The 24,644-nt window shown below is 31.7% G+C and carries 25 protein-coding genes, 4 tRNA genes and 1 riboswitch; of the genes, 28 read left to right on the forward strand and 1 reads right to left on the reverse strand.

All coding sequences use genetic code 11. The features are described 5' to 3' along the window. Positions 1 to 116: 116 nt before the first annotated feature. The 16 genes from BEE63_RS14220 (at position 117) to BEE63_RS14295 (ending at position 15,015) form a co-directional block, all read left to right on the forward strand. Positions 117 to 1,295 carry an acetyl-CoA C-acetyltransferase gene (locus BEE63_RS14220; RefSeq protein WP_066022021.1) on the forward strand — a complete coding sequence of 393 codons (1,179 nt, stop codon included), beginning with the start codon at positions 117 to 119 and terminating at the stop codon, positions 1,293 to 1,295. A 631-nt stretch (positions 1,296 to 1,926) separates the two neighbouring features. Then, on the forward strand, positions 1,927 to 2,307 hold the full coding sequence (locus BEE63_RS14225) for an ATP synthase subunit I (RefSeq protein WP_066022022.1): 381 nt from the start codon (positions 1,927 to 1,929) through the stop codon (positions 2,305 to 2,307). Between the two features lie 4 nt (positions 2,308 to 2,311). After that, positions 2,312 to 2,977, forward strand: coding sequence for a F0F1 ATP synthase subunit A (locus tag BEE63_RS14230; protein ID WP_066022023.1), 666 nt, complete (start codon positions 2,312 to 2,314; stop codon positions 2,975 to 2,977). Positions 2,978 to 3,061: 84 nt separating this feature from the next. Further along, the gene (atpE, locus tag BEE63_RS14235; protein ID WP_066022024.1) at positions 3,062 to 3,304 is read left to right on the forward strand and encodes an ATP synthase F0 subunit C; all 243 of its coding nucleotides are present in this window, start codon (positions 3,062 to 3,064) and stop codon (positions 3,302 to 3,304) included. Positions 3,305 to 3,353: 49 nt separating this feature from the next. Further along, entirely contained in the window at positions 3,354 to 3,833 is a 480-nt protein-coding gene (locus BEE63_RS14240) for a F0F1 ATP synthase subunit B (RefSeq protein WP_066022025.1), read from the forward strand. 2 nt (positions 3,834 to 3,835) lie between these two features. After that, positions 3,836 to 4,375 carry a F0F1 ATP synthase subunit delta gene (locus BEE63_RS14245; RefSeq protein WP_066022026.1) on the forward strand — a complete coding sequence of 180 codons (540 nt, stop codon included), beginning with the start codon at positions 3,836 to 3,838 and terminating at the stop codon, positions 4,373 to 4,375. A gap of 10 nt (positions 4,376 to 4,385) precedes the next feature. Continuing rightward, the gene (gene atpA / locus BEE63_RS14250) at positions 4,386 to 5,900 is read left to right on the forward strand and encodes a F0F1 ATP synthase subunit alpha (RefSeq protein ID WP_066022027.1); all 1,515 of its coding nucleotides are present in this window, start codon (positions 4,386 to 4,388) and stop codon (positions 5,898 to 5,900) included. Between the two features lie 34 nt (positions 5,901 to 5,934). Next, positions 5,935 to 6,783, forward strand: coding sequence for an ATP synthase F1 subunit gamma (gene atpG, locus BEE63_RS14255; protein ID WP_066022028.1), 849 nt, complete (start codon positions 5,935 to 5,937; stop codon positions 6,781 to 6,783). A 12-nt stretch (positions 6,784 to 6,795) separates the two neighbouring features. Further along, positions 6,796 to 8,193 (forward strand): F0F1 ATP synthase subunit beta, encoded by a 1,398-nt coding sequence (gene atpD / locus BEE63_RS14260; protein WP_066022029.1) that lies wholly within the window; start codon positions 6,796 to 6,798, stop codon positions 8,191 to 8,193. 13 nt (positions 8,194 to 8,206) lie between these two features. Continuing rightward, positions 8,207 to 8,611 carry a F0F1 ATP synthase subunit epsilon gene (locus tag BEE63_RS14265; RefSeq protein WP_066022030.1) on the forward strand — a complete coding sequence of 135 codons (405 nt, stop codon included), beginning with the start codon at positions 8,207 to 8,209 and terminating at the stop codon, positions 8,609 to 8,611. Positions 8,612 to 8,856: 245 nt separating this feature from the next. Then, positions 8,857 to 9,573, forward strand: a complete 717-nt coding sequence (locus BEE63_RS14270) for a YwmB family TATA-box binding protein (protein ID WP_066022031.1) — start codon at positions 8,857 to 8,859, stop codon at positions 9,571 to 9,573. A 52-nt stretch (positions 9,574 to 9,625) separates the two neighbouring features. Further along, entirely contained in the window at positions 9,626 to 10,879 is a 1,254-nt protein-coding gene (gene murA / locus BEE63_RS14275) for a UDP-N-acetylglucosamine 1-carboxyvinyltransferase (protein ID WP_066022032.1), read from the forward strand. Positions 10,880 to 11,391: 512 nt separating this feature from the next. After that, positions 11,392 to 12,456 carry a stage II sporulation protein D gene (gene spoIID, locus BEE63_RS14280; RefSeq protein WP_066022033.1) on the forward strand — a complete coding sequence of 355 codons (1,065 nt, stop codon included), beginning with the start codon at positions 11,392 to 11,394 and terminating at the stop codon, positions 12,454 to 12,456. 258 nt (positions 12,457 to 12,714) lie between these two features. Beyond that, positions 12,715 to 13,455: a M23 family metallopeptidase gene (locus BEE63_RS14285; protein ID WP_066022034.1), complete on the forward strand. Its 741-nt coding sequence runs from the start codon at positions 12,715 to 12,717 to the stop codon at positions 13,453 to 13,455. A gap of 90 nt (positions 13,456 to 13,545) precedes the next feature. Further along, on the forward strand, positions 13,546 to 13,800 hold the full coding sequence (gene spoIIID, locus BEE63_RS14290; RefSeq protein ID WP_010966143.1) for a sporulation transcriptional regulator SpoIIID: 255 nt from the start codon (positions 13,546 to 13,548) through the stop codon (positions 13,798 to 13,800). 189 nt (positions 13,801 to 13,989) lie between these two features. After that, complete coding sequence (locus BEE63_RS14295) at positions 13,990 to 15,015, forward strand: rod shape-determining protein (protein ID WP_066022035.1); 1,026 nt, start codon at positions 13,990 to 13,992, stop codon at positions 15,013 to 15,015. Between the two features lie 121 nt (positions 15,016 to 15,136). On the opposite strand, the gene yyaC is transcribed toward BEE63_RS14295, so the two are convergent. Further along, complete coding sequence (gene yyaC / locus BEE63_RS14300; protein ID WP_066022036.1) at positions 15,137 to 15,700, reverse strand: spore protease YyaC; 564 nt, start codon at positions 15,698 to 15,700, stop codon at positions 15,137 to 15,139. Positions 15,701 to 16,080: 380 nt separating this feature from the next. Between yyaC and BEE63_RS14305 the strand changes: the two genes are divergently transcribed. The 12 genes from BEE63_RS14305 to BEE63_RS14360 all read left to right on the forward strand — a co-directional run bounded on the left by BEE63_RS14305 (position 16,081) and on the right by BEE63_RS14360 (position 24,584). Further along, positions 16,081 to 16,165: transfer RNA gene (locus tag BEE63_RS14305), tRNA-Tyr, on the forward strand. 17 nt (positions 16,166 to 16,182) lie between these two features. Then, positions 16,183 to 16,258, forward strand: a tRNA-Val gene (locus BEE63_RS14310). A 16-nt stretch (positions 16,259 to 16,274) separates the two neighbouring features. Next, positions 16,275 to 16,350, forward strand: a tRNA-Thr gene (locus BEE63_RS14315). A 5-nt stretch (positions 16,351 to 16,355) separates the two neighbouring features. Beyond that, positions 16,356 to 16,440 (forward strand) — tRNA-Tyr (locus BEE63_RS14320). Positions 16,441 to 16,529: 89 nt separating this feature from the next. Beyond that, positions 16,530 to 16,635: riboswitch (SAM riboswitch) on the forward strand. Between the two features lie 85 nt (positions 16,636 to 16,720). Beyond that, the gene (metK, locus tag BEE63_RS14325; RefSeq protein WP_066022037.1) at positions 16,721 to 17,896 is read left to right on the forward strand and encodes a methionine adenosyltransferase; all 1,176 of its coding nucleotides are present in this window, start codon (positions 16,721 to 16,723) and stop codon (positions 17,894 to 17,896) included. 133 nt (positions 17,897 to 18,029) lie between these two features. Further along, positions 18,030 to 18,299: a hypothetical protein gene (locus BEE63_RS14330; RefSeq protein WP_066022038.1), complete on the forward strand. Its 270-nt coding sequence runs from the start codon at positions 18,030 to 18,032 to the stop codon at positions 18,297 to 18,299. A 372-nt stretch (positions 18,300 to 18,671) separates the two neighbouring features. Continuing rightward, positions 18,672 to 19,799 (forward strand): glycerol dehydrogenase, encoded by a 1,128-nt coding sequence (locus BEE63_RS14335; protein ID WP_066022039.1) that lies wholly within the window; start codon positions 18,672 to 18,674, stop codon positions 19,797 to 19,799. A gap of 35 nt (positions 19,800 to 19,834) precedes the next feature. Next, positions 19,835 to 20,287, forward strand: a complete 453-nt coding sequence (locus tag BEE63_RS14340) for a hypothetical protein (protein WP_066022040.1) — start codon at positions 19,835 to 19,837, stop codon at positions 20,285 to 20,287. Positions 20,288 to 20,373: 86 nt separating this feature from the next. Continuing rightward, positions 20,374 to 22,125, forward strand: a complete 1,752-nt coding sequence (gene dhaK / locus BEE63_RS14345) for a dihydroxyacetone kinase subunit DhaK (protein ID WP_066022041.1) — start codon at positions 20,374 to 20,376, stop codon at positions 22,123 to 22,125. Positions 22,126 to 22,266: 141 nt separating this feature from the next. Continuing rightward, positions 22,267 to 22,779: a MarR family winged helix-turn-helix transcriptional regulator gene (locus tag BEE63_RS14350; RefSeq protein ID WP_066022042.1), complete on the forward strand. Its 513-nt coding sequence runs from the start codon at positions 22,267 to 22,269 to the stop codon at positions 22,777 to 22,779. Between the two features lie 13 nt (positions 22,780 to 22,792). Next, a complete protein-coding gene (locus tag BEE63_RS14355; protein WP_175400850.1) occupies positions 22,793 to 23,800 on the forward strand; it encodes a PocR ligand-binding domain-containing protein in 1,008 nt (335 codons plus the stop codon). Between the two features lie 31 nt (positions 23,801 to 23,831). Then, the gene (locus BEE63_RS14360) at positions 23,832 to 24,584 is read left to right on the forward strand and encodes an alpha/beta hydrolase family protein (protein WP_066022043.1); all 753 of its coding nucleotides are present in this window, start codon (positions 23,832 to 23,834) and stop codon (positions 24,582 to 24,584) included. Positions 24,585 to 24,644 lie beyond the last annotated feature (60 nt).

Below are 24,644 nucleotides of genomic sequence, written 5' to 3' on the forward strand. Positions count from 1 at the left end.
TGAAACCAACTTAACTAAAATCTATTTAAAGTTAAGATTTTTGAGAATAAATAGTTTAAGTTTTGTGGTGTGTTATTCTACTAGAACATGAGATTAAAATTTAGGAGGTTATTGTAATGAAAGAAATTGTAATAGCTAGTGCAGTAAGAACAGCAATTGGATCTTACGGTAAAGGTCTTAAAGATGTACCAGCAGTTGATTTAGGAGCTTTAGTTATAAAAGAGGCAGTTAAGAAAGCGGGAATAAAACCAGATGATGTTAATGAGGTTATTTTCGGAAATGTTCTTTCAGCAGGATTAGGACAGAACCCAGCAAGACAGGCATCATTTAGAGCAGGATTACCAGTTGAAATTCCAGCACTTACTGTTAACAAAGTTTGTGGTTCAGGTCTTAGAACAGTTAGTTTGGCAGCTCAGATTATAAAAGCAGGAGATGCTGATGTAGTAATAGCTGGCGGTATGGAAAACATGTCAAGGGCTCCTTACTTAGTTAATAATGCTAGATGGGGATATAGAATGGGAAACTCAAAATTCATCGATGAAATGATAACTGATGGATTATGGGATGCATTCAATGACTATCATATGGGAATGACTGCAGAAAACATAGCTGAGAGATGGAATCTTACAAGAGAAGAGCAGGATGAGTTTGCTCTTGCTTCACAGCAGAAAGCTGAAAAAGCTATAAAAACAGGTCAATTTAAGGATGAAATAGTTCCTGTAGTTATTAAGACTAGAAAAGGTGAAGTTGTATTTGATACAGATGAACATCCTAGATTTGGAAGTACTATAGAAGGACTTGCTAAGTTGAGACCAGCATTTAAGAAAGATGGAACGGTTACAGCTGGTAATGCATCTGGATTAAATGATTGTGCAGCAGCACTTGTAGTTATGAGCGCAGATAAAGCAAAAGAACTTGGAATAAAACCTCTTGCAAAGATTGTTTCATATGGTTCAGCAGGATTAGATCCAGCTATAATGGGATATGGACCTTTCTATGCAACAAAAGGAGCACTTAAAAAGGCTGGTTGGACAGTTGATGATTTAGATTTAATAGAGGCAAATGAAGCTTTTGCTTCTCAAAGTTTAGCAGTAGCAAAAGATTTAAAATTTGATATGAATAAAGTAAATGTTAATGGAGGAGCTATTGCGCTTGGTCATCCAATTGGAGCATCAGGTGCAAGAATACTCGTTACTCTTTTACATGCTATGCAAAAAAGAGATGCTAAAAAAGGTTTGGCAACTTTATGTATAGGTGGAGGACAAGGAACTGCAATTTTAGTTGAAAAGTGCTAATATGTGGCTTTAAAAGTACCCCTGTAGAATTAATGGAATAATTCTACAGGGGTATTCTATATATAAATTTTATGTTAAATATTTTATTTATGCATGTGCAATTAGTAATTTAGTATATGCTTAAATAAAGTTTAAATATTTAAAATTATAAATTGCGTGAAAGTAGATAATCTGTTTTATATCCATAAAATTAATCACTCTGAATAATTAATTCATACATATATTTGTATAAATATAATAACAAATACATATTTTTTGTATATATAACTTTTTGATATAATGATGCATGAAGTTAAAATTAAAGTCAAATGATGGTGAAGGAGATTTAATACGCAATACATATTATTTTAATTAATTGCTAAATTTATTAAAAAAGTGTACGATAAAAAATAGGTCATTAAAAATCATAATTGAGTTTAAAATATTCAGTTATTTGAATGATTACTAGCGTAATGCAGTAATGAGTGAATTTTTTATTTAAATTGATTAAGTTGGCAAGAAATGATTTTTAATCGTTATCATATATGCAAAAAAGCTTAAATGAGTGAAAAAAATCCTTAAAATAGAGGTTTATTTATAAAAGGTTAAGATATATAATTGAAATATCGTTTTAATTACTGGAGGAAGTGTTTTGAATCAAGATATTAAAAAAATGTTAAAAATTGTAACTATTTGTGATATACTGGTTGCTATTTTGGTATTTGCGGTACTTTTTATTAATATAAATAATTATGTGATTTCATTAATTGCTGTGCTAGGAATTTTCACAGCAGTTTTAAATTTTTATTTAAGCACTGTTACAGCAAATTTTGTTTTAATAAATAAATCAAGTAATAAATCACTTATAGTATTTAGTTCAATATTTAGGGTGGTACTTGTTTGTGCTATAAGTATTATTCTATATAAAATATATAAATATTATTTAATTGCCTATATAGGTGGGTATAGTGCTCACTTTATAGCACTTATAATTTATGGACTATTGTTAAAAAATAATAGTGGAAGGGAGTGATTAAGTGGATATTAGCATTCAAGCTGAATCATGGTTTAAGTTATTTGGAATAAATATTACTGATAGTATGGTGCTTCAATTTGCAGTATTGATCATCGTTGCAATAGTATCTATCGTGCTGACTAGGAACATGAAAAAGATTCCAGATAGAAGACAGAATGTAGCCGAAATCCTTGTTCAAGGAGTTAACAATGTTGTAAAAGAAAATATGGGAGAAAAATATGTTAAGTTTGCTCCATATATATGCGCACTGGCTTTATATTTGCTCTTTATGAATTGTATGGGGCTTATAGGATTTGAGCCACCAACGAAAGATATAAATGTTCCAGCAGCATTAGCAGCCTTGACATTTTTTATAGTTCAGGGAAATGCAATAAAAAGAAATGGAGTTAAAAAGTATTTTCTAGGCTATACTAAACCATTTTTGCCGCTGCTTCCTATAAATATTCTAGAAAGGTTGACATTGCCGCTTTCGCTTTGTCTCAGACTTTTTGGTAATATGGTAGCAGGTTCAGTTATAATGGCACTTGTTTATGGTGCTATGGGACATTTTGCACTTGTAGTTCCTATACCATTACATGGATTCTTTGATGCATTTGATGGTGTTGTGCAAATGATAGTATTTGTTATGCTAACAATGGTTAACATAAAGATAGTTGCAGAAGAGTAATTTTAATGAGAGTAATTTGTATTTTAAAACATACAGATAACTATAAAATTTATTATTTATAACATAATAAGGAGGAAAAGAATTATGAATTCTAAATACTTTGTAGATGGAATGGTAGCTTTAGGTGCAGGTTTAGCTGCAATAGGATGTCTTGGTGGAGGTATTGGAACAGGTAATGCTGCTGGTAAAGCAGTTGAAGCTGTTGGAAGACAACCAGAAGCTAGTGGTAAAATAACTAGTACAATGATATTAGGTATAGCTTTCTCAGAAGTTACAGCTATATATGCATTACTTGTATCATTACTATTAATATTCTTAAAATGGTAATAAGCAGGTGATTTGCTAAAAGATAAGCAGAAGGGAGGCTTTTGCATATATGGGAGCCAGTGGAGTTAGATTTGTATTTACTCTGATAAATTTTTTGCTTTTTTTCCTAGTAATTAAACATTTCTTTTACGACCGTGTCAATGGGAGTCTTGATTCAAGAACAGAAGAAATTAAACAGACTATTGACAATGCTAATGAGGATAAAAAGAAAGCAGAAGCTTTAAAAGTGGAAACTGAAAAGAAGTTAGCTGGTGCAAGAGAAGAAGGAAAATCCATAGTAGAAGATTATAAAGTTAAGGCTGAAAAAGTTTCAGAAGAGATAACAACAGGAGCTAAGAATGAAGCTCAGACGATCTTAGAAAGAGCTAAAAGAGAAACCCAAAGAGAAAAAGAAAAGGCTGAAGATGAAATTAAAAGTCAGGTTGTTGATTTGGCTGTATTATTATCATCTAAGGCTCTTGAAAAATCCATAAATGAAGAAGAGCATAGAAGACTTATAGAAGATTTTGTATCTAAGGTAGGGATTTAATTATGTATGAGTTCTTAGATAGAAGATATGCACTTGCTTTATATGAAGTAGGTGAAGAAAATCAAAAGTTAGATGAGTATATAAGTGATTTTACTCAAATAGCTAAACTTATTAAAACTAATGAGAGCATAATGCAAGTAACTAAACACCCGCAAATAAGTACTTCTGGAAAAAAGAAAATATTTATGGAAATCTTTAAGGGTAAAATTGATGAAAAGCTGTTAAACTTTTTGTTACTTCTTGTTGAAAAGAAAAGAATTGACGATGTAGATGAAATTTTAAATCAGTTAAATATAATTTCTTTAGAAAAGCACAATAAGGTAATTGCAGACGTTAAAACTGTAATACCACTTACTAAAGAGGAACAAACAGCTCTTACAGATAAGCTTTCAAAAAAATATAATAAGACTGTTATTTTAAAAGAAAGTATTGACAAGTCAATTATAGGTGGAGTTTATGTAAGAGTTGGCGATGATGTAATTGATGGAACTATTAAGTTTAAATTAGAAAGCATGAAAAAAGTAATGCTTGAAGAGAAATAGAGGTGAGCCTATGAACATAAAACCTGAAGAGATAACTTCAATAATAAAAAGTCAAATTGAAGGTTATGAAAGTAAAATAGAGACAGTAGATTCAGGTACTGTAATAGAAATAGGTGATGGTATTGCCAGAATATACGGATTAGATAACTGTATGGCTGGTGAACTTCTTGAGTTTCCAAACAATGTGTATGGTATGGCTCTAAATCTTGAACAAGACAATGTTGGTTGTGTTTTGCTTGGTTCAGAAGAAGGAATCAAGGAAGGCGACATTGTTAAAAGTACAGGAAAGGTTGTTGAAGTGCCTGTTGGCAAAGAAATGCTTGGAAGAGTTATAAATGCTCTTGGACAGCCAATAGATGGTAAAGGACCAATTAAAGCTGAGGAATCAAAACCAGTAGATATAAAAGCTACAGGAGTTATTGATAGACAATCAGTTAATGAACCACTTCAAACAGGCTTAAAGGCCATAGACTCAATGATACCTATTGGAAAAGGACAAAGAGAACTTATTATAGGAGATAGACAGACAGGTAAGACTGCAATTGCTATCGATACTATATTAAATCAAAAAGGAAAAGATGTAATCTGCATTTATGTTGCTATAGGTCAAAAACAATCTACAGTGGCAAATATAGTTAATACATTTGAAGAAATGGGAGCTATGGATTATAGCATAGTTGTGTCAGCAACTGCTTCAGATTCAGCACCACTTCAATATTTAGCACCATATTCAGGTGTAACTATTGCAGAAAGTTTCATGTTTAAAGGAAAAGACGTACTTATTGTATATGATGATTTGTCTAAGCACGCTGTTGCTTATAGAACAATGTCATTACTTCTTCGTAGACCACCAGGGAGAGAAGCATATCCTGGAGATGTATTCTATTTGCATTCAAGACTTCTTGAAAGAGCTGCAAAGCTTTCAGATAAACTTGGAGGGGGTTCTATAACAGCACTTCCTATAATAGAAACTCAAGCAGGAGATGTTGCAGGTTATATACCTACAAATGTTATATCAATAACAGATGGTCAGATATTCCTTGAATCTGAATTATTCTATTCAGGACAAAGACCAGCTGTTAACTCAGGTATATCAGTATCTAGAGTTGGTGGTAGTGCTCAGATTAAAGCAATGAAAAAACTTTCAGGTACTTTAAGACTTGAGCTTGCACAGTATACTGAACTTGCTGCTTTTGCTCAATTTGGTTCTGACCTTGATAAAGAATCTAAGAAGAGACTTGAAAAAGGTAAGAGACTTACTGAGATAATGAAGCAACCTCAATATAGTCCAATGCCAGTTGAAAAACAGGTAATAATTCTATATGCGGTTGTTAATGAGTATGTAATGGATATTGAAGTTTCAAAGCTTAAAGCATTTGAAAAGGGATTGTTCGATTATATAGATACTCATTACAGTGATTTAGGAAAAGAAATACTTGAGAAGAAGACATTAACTGATGAAATAAATAGTACACTTGATAAAGCTATCAAAGAATATAAAAAGATATTTTTAGCACAGGAATAGTAAGTTATAAATTTCCTATGCAGGAGGTGAAGTAATGGCAGGAGCAGGACTTATAGCTATTAAAAGAAGAATTAAGTCTGTTACTAATACTAAAAAAATAACAAACGCCATGGGACTTATAGCCACCTCTAATTTGAGAAAATCAAGGAACAATCTTGAGGCTAATAAAGCATATTATGAGGCTTTTAATGATGTCATGAATAAGATAGTAAATTCTTGTGATAAAAAGAATTTATATGTATCAGGAAATAAAAGTGACAAAAAGCTTTATATAGCTTTGTCTTCTGATTCTGGTCTTTGTGGAGGTTTTAACGGAGCTGTTGTAGCTGCTGCAGACGGAGTTATGAGTAAAGATAAAGAAAAATCATTACTTATAACAGTTGGTCAAAAAGGAATATCTTATTTTAAAAGACTTAAATATGATACTTTATCAGAGTATGTTGATATTCCAAATGAACCTGGGTTAAAGGAAGCTAAAGAAATAGCGGACCGTGCTTTAGGTCTTTATGCAAAAGGTGAAGTAGGCGAAGTTTATGTAGTTTATACTAAATTTATTTCAACAGTAACTCAAAAAGTTGAGGTAAAGAAGATACTTCCCCTTGAACCTAAGAAAATGGATACTATGAGTATAGCTGAGTTCGAGCCAAGTGCAGAAATTATACTTGAAAGAGCTGTAAAGCTTCATTTAGAGCAACAGGTATTTAATTTATTATTAAATTCTAAAGCGAGTGAGCAAGCATCTAGAATGTCTTCTATGGACAGTGCTACTAAAAATGCCAATGACTTACTTGATTCTCTAAATCTTCAGTATAATAGAATAAGACAAAGTGCTATTACTCAGGAAATAACAGAAATAGTTGGAGGAGCGGAAGCTCTTAAATAAGGAGGGAAACTGATGCCAGAACATGTAGGTAAAATTGTTCAGGTAATAGGACCTGTTGTGGATATTAGATTTGATGCAGAGAACCTTCCTGATATCTATAATGCTATTGAAATAAAAATGGGAGACAAGAAGCTTATTGCGGAAGTTGAACAGCATGTTGGAGACGACATAGTAAGAACAATAGCAATGGAAGGCACTGATGGATTAAAAAGAGGAATGGAAGCAATTAATACTGGTAAGCCAATATCTGTTCCAGTTGGACAATGCGTTTTAGGTCGTCTTTTTAATGTTTTAGGTGAGACAATAGATGAAGCAGGAGATGTCAAAGCTGACGAATATTATCCAATTCACAGACCAGCTCCAACATTCGAAGAACAATCAGTTCAACCAGAGATGTTTGAAACAGGTATAAAAGTTATAGATTTACTTGCTCCATATCAAAGAGGTGGAAAGATAGGATTGTTCGGTGGTGCCGGCGTTGGTAAAACAGTTCTTATTCAGGAACTTATAAATAATATAGCAAAAGAACACGGTGGATTATCAGTATTCACAGGTGTTGGAGAAAGAACAAGAGAAGGTAATGACCTTTATTATGAAATGAAAGATTCAGGAGTTATAAATAAAACAGCTCTTGTATTTGGTCAGATGAATGAACCACCTGGTTCAAGAATGAGAGTTGCTTTAACAGGACTTACAATGGCTGAGTATTTCAGAGATCAAGGTCAGGATGTGCTTCTATTTATAGATAATATATTTAGATTTACTCAAGCTGGTTCAGAAGTTTCAGCGTTACTTGGAAGAATACCTAGTGCCGTTGGTTATCAGCCAACACTTGCAAATGAAATGGGTGCTCTTCAAGAGAGAATAACATCAACTAAAAATGGTTCAATTACATCCGTTCAGGCTGTATATGTTCCAGCTGATGATCTTACAGATCCAGCACCAGCAACAACATTTTCGCATCTTGATGCAACAACAGTTCTTTCAAGAGCTATATCAAACCTTGGAATATATCCTGCAGTTGATCCTCTTGAATCATCATCAAGAATACTTGATCCAAGAGTTGTAGGAGAAGAACACTATGAAATTGCTAACCAGGTTAAACATATACTTGAAAGATATGCAGAACTTCAAGATATAATAGCAATACTTGGTGTTGATGAACTTTCAGATGAAGATAGATTATTAGTTGGAAGAGCAAGAAGAGTACAGAGATTTTTATCTCAACCTTTCAGTGTTGCTGAGCAGTTTACAGGAATGACAGGTAAATTTGTACCTGTAAAAGATACTATAAGAAGCTTTAAGGAAATATTGGATGGTAATTGTGATGATCTTCCAGAAGCTGCATTCTTATTTGCAGGAACTATAGAAGATGTAAAAGAAAAAGCTAAAAAAATGATGGAAAACTAAGGAGTGATTTTGTATGGCAACTAATATTAAATTGAGCATACTAACTCCTCAAAAGACGTTTTATGTTGGAGAAGTAAAAGAAATAGTAACTGAAACAGTTGAAGGTGCAATTGGAATACTTCCAAATCACTCCGATATGGTTGCTTTTCTAAATCCAGCTGAAACTAATTTTGTTCAAGCAGATGGTTCAGAAAAGAAAGTTTTTACATCTACTGGTGTTTTAAATGTAGGTGCGTCTGAAGTAACATTTATGTGTGATGCAAGTGAATGGCCTGAAGAGATTGACGTTAAAAGAGCTGAGACAGCGAAAGAAAGAGCTGAAAAAAGGTTAAAAACTAGCAGTAATAACATAGATGTTAAAAGGGCAGAGCTTTCACTTTCAAGAGCGCTTGCTAGAATTAAAACAAAACGTGGTTAACTGCGTAAAAAACTGTGGAATTATTCCACAGTTTTTTTTTTCACACTTTTTTATATAAATTTATATATTAATACTGTATTGGTAATTATATTTTATCTAGTGATTTTTTTAAAAGGCATTGAATTAAAACCCTATAGATGTACATTTTATTGAATTACTAAATTAAAATCAAACAGAAAATGGAATAATAAGGGAATACAAAGCATGTTTTCTGTCAACAATTATAGTATAGGAGGCGGAGAAATATGAAGCATAATAAATCAATTTTCTGTTTGGCATTATTAATATTTATACTGCTGATTTTTATATGTGGACATAGTATAGAAGCTAAAACTGATTATGATATTTTTAGTGATATACTAAGAAATACAAATAGTGAAGTTATTGAAACTGGTGCAAATATTTCATTTGAAGACAATAAGAATTACAAAAATGTATGTAATAATATAGTACAAAATGTACAAAATAAAAATAGTTTAAAAGAGAAAAAAGTATATAGTAAAGTTGTTTTAGATGACGGACGTAATTATTGTGTGAAATTCAAAACCTTAAAAATGTCTGGATATGTAGAAAGCAATAAATTGGAAAATAACAGAGCTAGGGTAAATATTGTAGTAAAAGAAAATACACGTGACAATGATTTAAAAGACATTGAAAAAAAATTAATGAGAAGTAGTTCTACATGTTCATATTTGCAATGTTATAAATATTTAAAAGCTAAAAGTAAAATGAAAAATCTGAAAAACATAGATGTAAAAGTAAAGAAAATTTTAAGTAGTATTGGGACACAAAATATAAAAACGGTTGTATTAAATAAAAATTTGAGCACTACTGCATATACAAAAAGATTTAATTATATACAAGATGGAGATAGAAAAATTGATTTGAATTATTCTATATGTAAAGATGGTGATGAAAGTTCTATAATAATTGGCACACCAATCATACCAATTACTTATTAAAAATATATAACTAAATTATACTTGGTATGCAGTTTATGATTGGAGGATTAAAATGAATAAATTTATTATAAAGGGTGGGGAAACTCTAAATGGAGAAGTTGATATAAGTTCAGCCAAAAATTCAGTTTTGCCTATAATTGCAGCTACTATATTATGCGGCGAGAAATGTACAATACAAAATTGTCCTATGCTTTTAGACGTTTTTGTTATTAGAGATCTTTTGAAATCATTAGGAGCAAAAATAAATATAAATTTCAAAAGTGGGGATATGGAGATTGATACTTCGAATGTAAAATCTATTGAACCAGATGCGGAGCTTGTTAGAAAAATGCGAGGATCTTTTTTAATTATGGGACCTATGATTTCCAGATACGGAAAATTTAAAATATCACTTCCTGGTGGATGTAATATTGGAACGAGGCCAATTGATCTTCATCTTAAGGGATTAAAAGCACTTGGTGTAGACATAAAAATTGGTCATGGTTATGTAGAAGCTAGTGCAGCAAAACTTTTGGGAGACAAAATATATCTTGATTTTCCTTCAGTTGGGGCTACCGAAAATATAATTATGGCTTCAGTATTTGCGGAGGGAGAAACTATAATTGAGAATGCGGCACAAGAACCAGAAATAGATGATTTAATTAATTTTCTAAATAAAATGGGATCAAATATAAGAAAAGTTGAAACAGGTGCAATTGTTATAAGAGGAGTTAAGGAATTAAGAGGAGTAAAATATAGACCTATACATGATAGAATTGAGATAGGAACGTTTATAATAGCAGCGGCTATAACCAAGAGTAAGATAAAAATAAATGGTGTAGATGAAAGACACATAAAGCCTATGGTAGCAAAATTTTGTGAAATGGGAATTGGAATGGAGATAAACGATGAAAGTTTGATAATAGATGGAAGAAATAAGTTAAAACCTGTTGATATAAAGACTATGCCATATCCTGGTTTCCCTACAGATATGCAATCACAAATTATGGCACTTTTATGTTGCATTGAAGGTACTAGCGTAATAACAGAAACTATTTTTGAAAATAGATTTATGCATGTACCTGAACTTAAAAGGTTTGGTGCAAATATAAAAATAGATGGAAGAAGTGCCGTTATAGTTGGCGTAAAAGAACTTACAGGTTGCAGCGTTAAAGCAACGGATCTTAGAGCAGGAGCTGCACTTATATTAGCAGGGCTTGCAGCAGAGGGTGAGACTGAAGTAAATGATATATATCATATAGATAGGGGATATGTAAGTATTGAAAAAAAACTTAAGAAGTTAGGAGCAAAAATTGAAAGAGTCTAAAGTAATTTTTGTAAAATAACAATGGCATTATAATAATTTTATTTAGATCGCAGTTGATTTGAAGTCAGCTGCAATTTTATTTTTTGTGATTAAAATTTACTGTAATAAATTAAAAAACACATAAGTACAATAATATAAATAAAGTATTTTTATAGTTAAATTTATAGGCTAGTGTATGTATAAATTAACTTCAATTCATAATACATAAAAATTGCGAAACAAAATCCAGTTACAAGTGACAAAGGACAAGTTAAGGTGAGTTTTTTCCCATTTTATTATTAAAAACTTTAAAACTTAATTTTAGCTTCATTTTCCCTAGGGAAAATGAATAATAAGTTGTATGATTTTCGGTAGTGAGTATGCAAGCGAATGTAAGAAAATCACCCCAAACTTGTCAATTATAGCCTATCACTTGTCACTGTTTTTAGTTAGTTCGCAACATTTATATATTAACGGTTTTAAATAAATAATATGTGGGTTAGTTTTTATAAATAGAACAGGGGGATGAATAAGTGGTGAAAAAGTTGTTTATGGGGTTAGTTATTGTTGTGGCTTTTATTTTTTCAGTCTCTATATTTGTTGGTGGTGTAAATAATAAAGTTAATAATAAAGTAAATGGTAACGTAACTAATAATACCACAAAAACTACAAGCAAAAGGCAAAATTATAGAATAAATAATGATGAAATTGATGTTGTTAAAAAGGATACTAAAGATTGTGACATAAGTGTATATATGAGTAATGAAAGAAGAACTGAGAAAATAAACCTTGAGGAATATATAAAAGGGGTTGTTTCTTCGGAAATGCCAGTTGAATTCAATATTGAAGCACTTAAAGCTCAAGCAGTTGCGGCGAGAACTTTTGCAGTGTGCCATATGGAGGAATTTGGAGGGCGAAAATATAAAAATGCAAACGGAGCAGATGTTGTTAACACAGTTCAATGTCAGGTTTATACAAGAAAAGAAGAAAGACTAAAGACATGGCCTAAGGATAAGGCTCAAGAATATTGGAATAAAATAAGTAATGCTGTGGATAGTACTGAGGGTGAGGTAATTACATATAAAGATAAAATAATAACTGAACCATATTACTTTTCTATTAGCAGTGGAAAAACAGAAAATATAAAAGATGTAATGGATGAAGACAAGCCGTATTTGAAAAGTGTATCAAGCCCGGGAGAAGAAGCTGCGCCTAAATATAAGACAAGTTTAAAAATGTCATATAGCGAATTTGTAAATAGGGTGAATTCATCATCAAATAGGCATATAAATACTTTTCAAGCGAGATTTAATACTGATGTAGTTGAAAGAAATGATACTGGAAGTGTTAGGAAAATTAAAGTTGGAAATAGTATTATTTCAGGATCAGAATTTAGAAGCATAACGGGTATTAATTCTACAAATTTTACTATAAAGCGTAATATTTCAAACATTGAATTTGACTGTACTGGATATGGTCATGGTATTGGGATGAGTCAGTGGGGAGCAAAGGCGATGGCAGACAAAGGAAGTAACTATATTGATATAATTAAACATTATTATACTGGTGTGGATGTGAAAAAATTATCAACTAAATAGAAAAGAGTTATTTTACATGTTTTAATAGGATGTTATAAATAAAAGATTTATGCATCCTAATTTTTAATATGCATAAAAATTACAAATTTGCTATATTCTTGTACTAAATTAAAATATGTGCTAAAAAAATCACATTAAAATTAAAGCTAATTCTTTTTTTTACATTGTTATGGTTATAAATCTATTTTTAGAAAAAAGTTCATATAAAATGTATTTTTTTCTATGTTATGGACACAATAGTAAAAGGAGGTGTTAGCAATGAACAATGATTGGAAAGATAATAAACAAAATAAGGTTACAGATTTTTTGAAACGAAATGTATTCTACATAGTATTATTTCTTTGTTTATGTATTATAGGCGGAGTTAGTGTGTATATGAACATTAGAAGTAACACTAAGAGCGTTTCTGTAGGAAATCAATCAAAAGTTAAAAGCAAAGTACAAAGTAAATGTAAAACATCGCAAGTAAGCAATAACGGAAATGCAGCTAAAGAGAAAATGGAGAATGCAAAACAGGTTAATCAAAATCAAAATTTAATAAAAAAGGATTCTCAAGCTGCACAAACCTCAACAGCAAATATTGCTAAAAAGAGTTTTGTAGAACCAGTTGAAAATGGGAAAATAGTGGTTAAATTTGATACTTGGCATTCAAAAGATGGGAAGTATACAAATATACCAGGAGAATATATATCACCTAGTAAAAATTCAAATGTAGTTGCAACTTGTGATGGAGTAGTAAAAGGTATTGATGGTGGTAAAGTCACAATTTTAAATGCTCAAAACGGATATACTACAGTTTATGACAACTTAGATGAAAAAAGTATTTCACTTAAGGTAAATGACAATGTTAAACAAGGTCAAGTGCTAGGAAAAATAGGTGATAGTAATTACAGCAATAAGTTGATAACAGATTCTAGTTGTTTATATTTTGAAATTGATCAAAAACAAAAGGATGGAACATACTTAGCTGTAGATCCTGAAAAAATTTTAATCCATTAAGATTATGAGTTATTTTGTCAAAAATACAAAGTAATTTATGAAGATATCAGTGCATATTTATTAATTAGAAGTATTAAGGAGGTAGCAACTTTGAAAGATTACATTGAAGAAAGAGTTATGGAAGTTGCGAAATATATAATTGAATCTAAAGCTACGATTAGAAAGACGGCTAAAGTTTTTGGTGTTAGTAAAAGCACAATACACAAAGATATGACGGAAAGATTGCCACAAATAAATCCTCAAATTGCTGAGCTTGCTAAGGGTGTACTTGAGTTAAATAAAGCAGAAAGGCATATAAGAGGAGGAAAGGCAACAAAAATGAAGTATAAAGCTATTGAAGGTTAAAAGCATTCCGATTATAATGATATAAGAGATATATAATTATATTTCTAATATTGTTACACTACAGGTTACGATAGATATAATACTTAAGTTTAATTTCTTTAAAATTACAACTCTAAGAGAGATTATATAGCTTTATGTATCTATATTTAAAACGTAGAAATAAACGTATGAGATGGAGTGAATAAAGGAATGTTTTTTGGTATAGGAAATGATATGGGAATAGATCTAGGAACTGCTACAGTTTTGGTCTATTTAAAAGGCAAAGGAGTAATTTTAAAAGAGCCATCAGTTGTAGCAATTAATCGTACTACTAATGACGTTTTAGCTGTTGGAGAAGAAGCCAGACAGATGATAGGTAGGACACCAGGTAACATTGTAGCAATACGTCCGTTAAGAAATGGTGTAATTTCTGATTATGATGTAACTGAAAAAATGCTTAAGCATTTTATTAAAAAAGCTTGTGGTAAAAGAAGAGTTTCTGCCCCAAAAATTATAATATGTGTCCCATGTGAAGCTACTGGAGTTGAACAAAGGGCGGTAAAGGATGCGGCTAAAAATGCAGGGGCTAAAAAAGTTCGTTTAATTGAAGAACCTTTGGCAGCAGCTATTGGAGCAGGACTTGATATTACTAAAGCAAGTGGAAATATGGTTATAGATATTGGTGGAGGAACTACAGACATTGCTGTAATTTCATTAGGTGGTATGGTTGTAAGAAGTTCTATAAAAGTAGCAGGAGACACATTTGATGAAGCGATAATTAAATATATAAGAAAAAAACATAAATTAATGATCGGTGAGAGAACTGCTGAAGAACTAAAAATCAATATTGGATCAGCATATAAAAAAGATATAGAGGAAACTATGGAGATAAGAGGAAGAGATTTAGTAACAGGGCTTCCTAAAAATGTTGAAGTCTCTTCTGCAGAAATGCGTGAGGCTCTTAGAGAAGCCGTAAGTGCAATTGCAGAATGTGCACATGCAGTTCTTGAAAAAACTCCTCCAGAACTTGCTGCTGATATATCTGATAAAGGTATAATGATGACAGGTGGAGGTTCTTTGTTAAATGGTCTTGATAAATATATACAGGATATTACTCAAGTGCCTGTATATGTTGCTGAAGATCCCGTATCATGTGTTGCCTTGGGAACTGGTAAATCACTTGAATATATAGATAAATTAGACTTTGATGCTGATGAAATAAGTCTTATTAAATAATATTTTTAAGGAAAATTCAGAGAAATTCTATAAAAAAGTTTTGTGCTTTATAAAGAACGAGAAAATATATGATTGGAGATTATAAAAATATCTCTTTGAATTTTCTCGTTTTTTGTATGTTTTAAATATTAGGCATACTATCATGAAATATATTGTTATTGAAGTTTGTATAAAGGTAATATGAGTGCATAATTGTTTGTACTATAATTGTTGCCATTTGGAAAATTAAATTTAATCGTATGTTTCTATTAGTAAATAATTCGCTGCTTTCACACGAATCGACTATTCCTACTATTGAGGTTTCACCGACATCAGGAAGTGACTTACCAACCCCTTTTCCCGGATGAATAGCGTAATCTCTTACTTGAATTTCACCTATATTTTCAGTATCACCAAGACAGGCATCTATGCCTATTATTGTTGAAGTTGGATGCTCTTTTTTTATTTTGACTAATTTTTTGTCTATATTTAAAGCATGTATGGGTTCTGAAATTGTTCCGTAAATGGTTAGAGGAAAATACTTTTCTTTAAGCATTGTGCCAACTAAGGGACCAAGACAGTCACCTATACAGCGATCTGTTCCTATACATATTAGTATTGTATTATCATTTATATAGTGTTTTAAAAAGTTTGAAAGTTTGTAGTAAGCCATAGGGGTATTGTAAAAAGCTCTTATTTTGTTCAATAAAATTCACCTCCTAGTTGTAAAAAGCTAATTTAGTACATATATATAAGCTTTGTAATAGCTTTCTTATAATTTATATGAAGTAAACTTTATTAATATCACTATATAAACTTTAAATGTGAGGTAATAGTATTTTGCTTAGAATAAAAGCAATGTGAATTTTTCTCCGCTTTCCTACGAAAAATACAATAATATATTGTAGAAGCTAAGTACTTTTGTAATTTATGATTTGCGTGCTTAATATAGAGAAATATAGAGATTTAAGTAATAATGTAAAGATATTTATACATAACGGTCTATAATAATCATTGATTTTTTAAATGTATCAATGTATACTATTACTTGTTGACGCGATAAAGGTCATGTAAATAAAGTTTTGTGGAGGAATTCCCGAGTGGCCAAAGGGGGCAGACTGTAAATCTGTTAGCTCAGCTTTCCATGGTTCGAATCCATGTTCCTCCACCATTTTAAAAGTATTATGTGGGCGCTTAGCTCAGCTGGGAGAGCATCTGCCTTACAAGCAGGGGGTCACAGGTTCGAACCCTGTAGTGCCCACCATTAAAATTATATATAAGCTGGCATAGCTCAATTGGTAGAGCAACTGACTTGTAATCAGTAGGTTGAGGGTTCAATTCCTTCTGCCAGCACCAGATGTGGAGGAATTCCCGAGTGGCCAAAGGGGGCAGACTGTAAATCTGTTAGCTCAGCTTTCCATGGTTCGAATCCATGTTCCTCCACCATTTTAAAAAGGTACTTATTTGCCTTTTTAATTTTAATATTGACTATGTTAGAAAATAAGTATATTATAAGTATGTAATTGTTATAAAAAATCTTATCAAGAGAGGTGGAGGGAAATGGCCCAATGAAGCCCGGCAACCGGTGTGTTGATGCATTAAGGTGCCAATTCCTGCAGAAGCTATTCTGCGAGATAAGAAAGATAGATTGTAAATGTCAGGTCTCTTCTTATTTGAAGGGGCTTTTTATTTTTTGTATTAGTAATAGTAAAGGAGTTGGAAAAAAGTGAGAAAGTTATTTACTTCAGAATCAGTAACAGAAGGTCATCCAGATAAAATTTGTGATCAAATATCAGATGCCATTTTGGATGCTATTTTAGAAAAAGATCCTAATGGAAGAGTAGCTTGTGAAACAACTGTAACAACAGGTATAGTTAATGTTATGGGAGAAATATCTACAAATTGTTATGTTGATATTCCTAAAGTTGTAAGAAATACTATAAGAGAAATTGGATATACTAGAGCTAAGTATGGATTTGATTGTGATACATGTGCAGTAGTAACATCTATAGATGAACAATCACAAGATATTGCTATGGGTGTAGATGAAGCACTAGAATCTAAAAAAGGTGAAATGGATAAAATTGATGCAATAGGTGCTGGAGATCAAGGAATGATGTTTGGATTTGCAACAAATGAAACTCCAGAATATATGCCTATGCCAATTGCACTTGCACATAGATTATCTAGAAAATTAGCTGAAGTTAGAAAGAATGGTACTCTAGATTATTTAAGACCAGATGGTAAAACTCAGGTAACAGTAGAATACGATGATGATAAGCCAGTAAGGGTAGATGCTATTGTAATATCAACGCAGCATAGTCCTAAGGTACAACATGATCAAATTGAAAAAGATATGATAAATGAGGTAATAAAGGCTGTTATACCATCAGAATTTTTAGATGACAAAACTAAATATTATATAAATCCTACTGGAAGATTTGTTGTAGGAGGACCTCAAGGTGATTCTGGTCTTACAGGAAGAAAGATAATAGTTGATACTTACGGTGGATATGGAAGACATGGCGGTGGTGCGTTTTCTGGAAAAGATCCAACTAAGGTTGATAGATCAGCAGCTTATGCAGCTAGATGGGTAGCTAAGAATCTTGTAGCAGCAGGTGCTTCAGATAAAATTGAAATACAGCTTGCGTATGCTATAGGAGTTGCAAAGCCAGTGTCGATTTCAGTTGATACTTTTGGTACAGGTAAAATATCAGAAAGTAAGATTGTAGAAATTGTAGAAAAAGTATTTGATTTAAGACCAGGTGCTATAATAAGAGATCTTAATCTTAGAAGACCTATTTATAAGCAGGTAGCAGCATATGGACATTTTGGAAGAATAGATTTAGATTTACCATGGGAAAAGCTTGATAAAGTTGAAGAGATAAAGAAATATTTATAGTGGGAAGGATACTGTATTAATTGCAGTATCTTTTTTATTAAGTATATCTAAAATTTCTTTGTTATATTTTAAATTTGTATATATTGTGCTATTATAATACTATTAGGTAACATAAGTTAAAGAAGGTTGATTTATGAAAAATCCGTATGGACAAGGATTTTTGCATATGATTTGGAATGTGAAAAATGTTCTTATAAAGATTTTAATTATTGTAGTTGTAATAGCAGTAGGTTTAGCACTTTCATCAGTTTCAACTTTACTTCATATATTGAATTATTTATATATCTTTTCAGGAAATAAAGTAAGTATTGAAATTTTATGGCTTTTAATCTATGTAGGTGTTGTTTTAATTTTGAAATTTTTTGAAATCATTTGCAAGAAACATTTACTAAAAAAGAAGTAAACAAAAATGTGGGGATACATAATTGTGGTGTATCTCTTTTTGTTTGTAAGTTTTAATATATAATTAGGTTTAAAAGGCATTAAGGAAGTTTTGTTTTAAATAAGTACAAAGTATTCATAAAAATTAAATTTAGGATAGACATATACTATATAGTTAACATAGTCAGATCTTTAGTATAAGATTGTTTTTGGTGATTCATCTTATATTTTTGATGTATGACTATGTTTTTCTGTTTAAAATAATAAATATCTTGTTTTATAACAAATTATTACGTCATATTATTACAATTTCATGTCATGTTTCTCCAATGTCAAAATACTTATTTCTTGTTATTATAAATGCATAAACAGAATAAAAAAGGAGGTATTTATTTTGAGAAAAGCTTTTATTTGTCCAACAAAATATGTACAAGGAGAAAATGAAATCCTTAATCTAGGATATTTTGTACAGGGTTATGGAAAATCGGCACTATTAATTGCACATCCAGATGATGTAGAACGTGTAAAAACAAAACTTCAGAAAACAGCTGAAAAGTTTAATATTACATTTGTAGAAAGTACATTCCGTGGAGAGTGTTCTAGAAATGAAATTGCAAGACTTCAGAAATTGGCTAAAGAAAAGGGTTGCAGCTGTACTATTGGTCTTGGTGGTGGTAAAGCAATTGATACAGCAAAATGTGTTGCTAAAGGTGAAGCACTTATTATTGTACCGACGATTGCAGCGACAGATGCACCTACTAGTCATTCAGCGGTAATGTATACAGATGAAGGAGCATTTGATGATTATGCATATTTCAAACAAAGTCCTAGCGTTATTTTAATAGACACTGAAGTAATTGCTAAGGCACCTACGAGATTCCTTGTATCAGGTATGGGGGATGCGCTTTCAACTTATTTTGAAGCAAGATCAACATCGGCATCACGTTCAAATGTAAATGCAGGACTTCCATGCGGCGCAAGAGAAAACGTTTGCGAACCGGCAAAGGGTACTAACGCTGCATTAGCACTTGCAACTTTGTGTTATAAGATATTGCTTGAAGATGGGGTTAAAGCAAAAGAGGCATCTGATTGTAATAAGGTAACACAAGCATTAGAAAATATTATTGAAACAAATATTTTATTATCAGGACTTGGTTTTGAAAGTGGTGGTTTAGCTGGGGCACATGCAATTCATGATGGATTAACAATTTTAGAAGGAACACATAAATATTTTCATGGCGAAAAAGTTGCTTTTGGAACTCTTGTTCAGTTAGTGCTTGAAAATTCAACTACAGAAGAAATTGAAGAAGTATTAGATTTTTGTGTATCAATAGGTCTTCCTGTTTGCCTAGAAGATATAGGAGTAGATAAAATTACTGACGAAGAATTAATAGAGGTAGCAGAAAAAGCGTGTATTCCAGAAGAATCAATGCATTCAATGCCATTTCCGGTGACGCCAGATATGGTTATAGCAGCAATTTTAACAGCAGACAGTATTGGAAGAAAATATAAAAGCAAATAAGATAGAAAAATGATTTTAAGGGGGATATGCTAAATATGATAAGGAAAGAACGTTTTGGAACAATTATGAATTTAGGTATGAATGCCATACTTGGGGTAGTTCTCACTTCAGTAGCATTAACATTGTTAAATGCTTTAATACCATTAGTATTTATTCAGAATTTTATTCTTAGTCTTGCAATAGGTTTTTTTGTTGGGGATTTAATTCCAGCACCAGCCTTGGGAGAGAAACTAGCAGATGCACTTGGTTGTAAGGGTAAATTTATGCGCCATTTAATAAGTACTATTGTAATAAGCTTATTGATGGTTACTATTATCAGTTTTTTATGTCAATTTATAAGTTTTGGAACTAAAATGATGCCAATATGGTTAAAGTGCATGCCTTATCTTTTAGGTTTTGGAACAGCTGCAATTTTTATTGCTTTACCGATAGTTTTAAGAATTGCTTTATTTCTCACAGCTGGTTATGAAGAACATACTGATAATTAAAAAATTAATGCTTTTCAACAATACATCATTAATCATGACGGTATAACGACACTAATAAAATAAATAAAATAAGGAGCAATGTTGAGATGAAGAAAATTATAAATAATCCACAAAATGTAGTAATTGAAATGTGTAAGGGAATTGCTTTAGCACATCCAGAACTTAAGCTTAATACAAAATATAAAATATTTAAACGTAGGCAGCTAAATGTAAATAAAGTTAGTCTTATTAGTGGAGGAGGAAGTGGTCATGAGCCCGCACATGTTGGCTTTGTAGGAAAAGGAATGCTTGATGCGGCTGTATGCGGTGATGTATTTGCTTCTCCCTCACAAATGCAAGTATATAAGGCTATTACAGAAACTGCAAGTAATAAAGGAACTCTTTTGATTATTAAGAATTACAGTGGAGATATGATGAATTTTAGAAATGCAGCATATTTAGCAGAGGAAGATGGAATTACAGTAGATTATATTAAAGTAGATGATGATATTGCCGTTCAAGATAGCCTTTATACTGTGGGAAGAAGAGGAGTTGCAGGTACTGTTTTTGTACACAAAATAGTTGGTGCAGCAGCAGAACGTGGTATGGAACTTACAGAAGTAAAAAGGATTGCAAGAAAAGCAGTGAATAATGTAAAAAGTCTTGGATTTGCATTTAGTTCATGCACCGTTCCAGCAAAGGGAACTCCAACTTTTGAATTGGCTGAAAGTGACATGGAATATGGAGTTGGCATTCATGGGGAACCCGGAATAAAGAGGGAAAAGGTTCTTACGGCAGATGAACTGGCCAAAAGAATAACAGGAGCTTTAGTTAAGGAATTGAAGTTGAATAAAGAAGATGAGGCAGCAATATTAGTTAACGGATTTGGTTCTACACCGCTGCAAGAACTTTATATTCTAAATAATGCAGTTTATAAAGAATTACAAAAGAATAAAATCAAAGCACCTAGAATTTTGGTGGGAAATTTTATGACAAGTATTGATATGGAAGGAGCCTCTGTGTCAATTATAAAACTTGATGAGGAATTGAAAGAGTTATTATCGGATTCTTGTGATACACCTGCCCTTAAGATTAATACATGGAATGAAACTTTGGATGAAGAAATAATACAAGAAACTTGTACTTCACAGAAGGTTACCTATGAAGTTGAAACAGATAATGCATATTCTGTAATAAAAGATAAAAAAATTACATTAGAAAATATTATTTATATGGTAGATTGTATGAGTGAATGTATTATTCGTAACGAAGTGCCATTTTGTGAATTGGATTCTCATGCTGGCGATGGAGATTTTGGAATGAGTGTCGCTAAAGGATTCCGCCAATTAAAAGTTGAATGGAAGGAAATTATAAATCAAAATACAGAGAACATTGGAGATTTTTTAAATGCATGTTCTATGGTGATTATGGAGTACTGTGGTGGTGCTTCAGGTCCTATTTGGGGATCAGCATTTCGTATGGCCAGCAAATGTGTAGGAAATAAGACAAAATTAAATATCAATGAATTTGCTGGTATGATACAGGCAGCAGTAGAAGGTATTCAGGCAACAGGAAAAAGATCTTTTGGGAGAGGAGCAGTAGTAGGAGATAAAACACTCATTGATGCATTAGTGCCATGTGCAAATGCATTGAGTGAGCTTTCTAAAAGTTCAGAAGAAGTTCATAGAATATTGAAAGAAGCGGCAAAAGAAGCAGTAGACGGAGCAAAAGCAACTGAGATGATTGTAGCTCATATGGGAAGAGCTGGTACAGTTGGGGAGAGAAGTTTAGGATATCCAGATGCAGGTGCTTATGCATTAGGTGTCATTTTTACAGAAGTTGCAGATAGGATGAAATAGTAATATACAATAAATAGTATTTTTCAAAATTTTCAGGCAAGTATTACCATTGAAATTTTCCTTGCACATACATAATAAGATAAAATATAGTTTCCACTAGAAACAAAATTGTTTCTAGTGGAAAGCAAATGGAGGGATCTTATGAAACTGGAATGGCTGGGAGAGTATAGAAAACTAGTAAAAGAGATAATTTGGTTTGCTAACGGATATTCGCAACTATATAACAAAGAGATTTTGGGTATGGATATTAAGTATTCTTTTCTGCAAATTCAGATCATAGAACATTTGCTTGAAAATGAAGACTTAAATGAAAAGATGGCTGAGATTGCCGTACAATTGGGTCTCACAGCTAGCACATTTACTAAATTAGTGAAAAAGCTAGTAGATAAAGGACTCTTGGATAAATTTCATATTCAAGGGAATCGTAAAGATGTTATTTTAAAGGTTACTGATAAAGGTAGACATATTTATAAAGAATATTCTGAGCAAATTGCGATGGAACTGTTTTCGGGAATGTTCGAAATTGGTAAGGATGTACCAATTGAATTTATTGAAATGTTCTCGAGAATGGTTGGTTCTTTAAATAGCAAGATGGATTTGAAAGGGAAAGAACCAATTATTTTAGTGCCTATGAAAAACAAAAAAGATGTTTAAGAAGGTGCAGATAATGAAAAAAGTGAATGCGATGAATAGTATTTTGAATATGGAGCATTGGGAAAGGCTTCAGCAATCTATAGCTGGAGCAACTGGAATGGCTATTGTAACCGTTGATCATTGTGGAAAACCTGTAACTACACATAGTGGCTGCTGTGAGTTCTGTAAAAAGATACGAAGCGATGCTGTGATGGGGGAGTTCTGTCAAAAATGTGATGCAAGGGGTGGCCTAGAAGGATTTAGAAGCAATCAGCCGTATATTTATAGATGTCACTTTTCTATTATTGATATTGCAATTCCGTTAATTGTAAACGATAACTATTTAGGCGCAGTAATGGTAGGACAAATCAGACTTTCAGATTCAGATAGTTATATCGTTAATAAATTAGAACATATTTACACCCATAGAAATAAGATTGAAGCCGAAAATAAAAAAAAGGATTTAGCTGCATATTATGAATTAATTCCAATTATCTCCTTTAAAGAATTAGAAAGAGTTGTAAAAATGCTATATAATTTCTTCGAATATATCATCAAAGAAACTATATACAAAGATTATGATTATAGTAAAGATAACTTATTGCAGATGAAAATTAATGACTATAGTATAAATAATATTGATAAAAAATTTGAATTGAAAGATATTCCTAATTCAGAATTTATAAACGTAAAAAAAGAGAAGGAGATTACATCAAATAGTATTGTTGCAAACGCACTCAATTATATCAATTCAAATAAAGGAGAGTTCATATCACTTACTAAAATGGCAGAATATTGTCACGTTAGTTCGGCATATTTAAGCAGACTTTTTACAAAAGAAGTTGGTGAAAGCTATTCTTCATTTGTTACAAGATTAAAAATATCATGGTCAAAAGAATTATTAGAAGAAACTAATATGACAGTAACGGAAATCAGTGAAAGGTTAGGATTTAATGAACCAGGTTATTTTATAAAAATATTCAAAAATAATACAGGTGTGACGCCAGCTTTCTATCGGACACATTGTAAGAATGTAGTTTAGTAAATAATTTATATTAAGGAGTAGATGAATTATGGAAATTGTAAAAATTAAACGAGCAGGCTTAAACTTAATAGGAACACTTGAAAAACCCGAGCTTAAAGAAGGAGAGAAATGTCCTCTTGTTATTATCATGCATGGTTTTACTGATGATCGTCAAAAACCTGTTGTTTTTAATATGGCACAAGAATTACTTAAGTATGGTATTGCATCAGTGAGATTTGATTTTAATGGACATGGTGAAAGTGAAGGAAGATTTGAAGATATGACTGTAATGAATGAGCTTGAAGATGCTAGGGAAATTTTACGTTATACAAAGAGTCTTGATTTTGTAGAAAACATTAGTATATTTGGACATTCACAGGGAGGCGTGATTGCAGGTATGATTGCTGGTTGTTATCCAAATGAGATTAATTGTATCGTACAGATGGCACCAGCTGCAACTTTAAAGGATGATGCTATAATTGGTACATTAATGGGTACACAATATGATCCTGACAATATACCTGAATATGTTAACTTTTGGGACAAGCACTTAAGTAGTTTATATTTTAGCATTGCGCAGTGTTTACCGATTTATGAAATGTCATCTAAATACAAAGGTCCTGTATGTCTTATTCATGGTACAGGTGATAATATTGTTAGTTATAATGCTTCTAAAAAATATCATGAAGTATATGATAATAGCCAATTACATTTAATTGAAGGTCAAGATCACTGGTTTACAACTGCTTTAGATGAAACGCTAGTATTAGCAAAGGAATTTATCTTATCAAAAGTAAAATAAATATAAAGATTTTGCGTAATATATATAATTTTAAAAAATTCATAGTTATAGAATATGGAG

The sequence above is a fragment of the Clostridium pasteurianum genome, from assembly GCF_001705235.1.
Lineage (GTDB): Bacteria > Bacillota > Clostridia > Clostridiales > Clostridiaceae > Clostridium_S > Clostridium_S pasteurianum_A.

What these genes read in the sequence shown, in the direction of transcription:
- BEE63_RS14245 (WP_066022026.1), top strand. Translation starts at nt 3,836, where the DNA reads ATGTATGAGTTCTTAGATAGAAGATATGCACTTGCTTTATATGAAGTA.
- BEE63_RS14285 (WP_066022034.1), top strand. Translation starts at nt 12,715, where the DNA reads ATGAACAATGATTGGAAAGATAATAAACAAAATAAGGTTACAGATTTT.
- dhaK (WP_066022041.1), top strand. Translation starts at nt 20,374, where the DNA reads ATGAAGAAAATTATAAATAATCCACAAAATGTAGTAATTGAAATGTGT.
- BEE63_RS14265 (WP_066022030.1), top strand. Translation starts at nt 8,207, where the DNA reads ATGGCAACTAATATTAAATTGAGCATACTAACTCCTCAAAAGACGTTT.
- BEE63_RS14240 (WP_066022025.1), top strand. Translation starts at nt 3,354, where the DNA reads ATGGGAGCCAGTGGAGTTAGATTTGTATTTACTCTGATAAATTTTTTG.
- BEE63_RS14350 (WP_066022042.1), top strand. Translation starts at nt 22,267, where the DNA reads ATGAAACTGGAATGGCTGGGAGAGTATAGAAAACTAGTAAAAGAGATA.
- BEE63_RS14270 (WP_066022031.1), top strand. Translation starts at nt 8,857, where the DNA reads ATGAAGCATAATAAATCAATTTTCTGTTTGGCATTATTAATATTTATA.
- murA (WP_066022032.1), top strand. Translation starts at nt 9,626, where the DNA reads ATGAATAAATTTATTATAAAGGGTGGGGAAACTCTAAATGGAGAAGTT.
- BEE63_RS14340 (WP_066022040.1), top strand. Translation starts at nt 19,835, where the DNA reads ATGATAAGGAAAGAACGTTTTGGAACAATTATGAATTTAGGTATGAAT.
- atpD (WP_066022029.1), top strand. Translation starts at nt 6,796, where the DNA reads ATGCCAGAACATGTAGGTAAAATTGTTCAGGTAATAGGACCTGTTGTG.
- atpE (WP_066022024.1), top strand. Translation starts at nt 3,062, where the DNA reads ATGAATTCTAAATACTTTGTAGATGGAATGGTAGCTTTAGGTGCAGGT.
- BEE63_RS14360 (WP_066022043.1), top strand. Translation starts at nt 23,832, where the DNA reads ATGGAAATTGTAAAAATTAAACGAGCAGGCTTAAACTTAATAGGAACA.
- atpG (WP_066022028.1), top strand. Translation starts at nt 5,935, where the DNA reads ATGGCAGGAGCAGGACTTATAGCTATTAAAAGAAGAATTAAGTCTGTT.
- atpA (WP_066022027.1), top strand. Translation starts at nt 4,386, where the DNA reads ATGAACATAAAACCTGAAGAGATAACTTCAATAATAAAAAGTCAAATT.
- BEE63_RS14220 (WP_066022021.1), top strand. Translation starts at nt 117, where the DNA reads ATGAAAGAAATTGTAATAGCTAGTGCAGTAAGAACAGCAATTGGATCT.
- BEE63_RS14295 (WP_066022035.1), top strand. Translation starts at nt 13,990, where the DNA reads ATGTTTTTTGGTATAGGAAATGATATGGGAATAGATCTAGGAACTGCT.
- BEE63_RS14330 (WP_066022038.1), top strand. Translation starts at nt 18,030, where the DNA reads ATGAAAAATCCGTATGGACAAGGATTTTTGCATATGATTTGGAATGTG.
- BEE63_RS14355 (WP_175400850.1), top strand. Translation starts at nt 22,793, where the DNA reads ATGAAAAAAGTGAATGCGATGAATAGTATTTTGAATATGGAGCATTGG.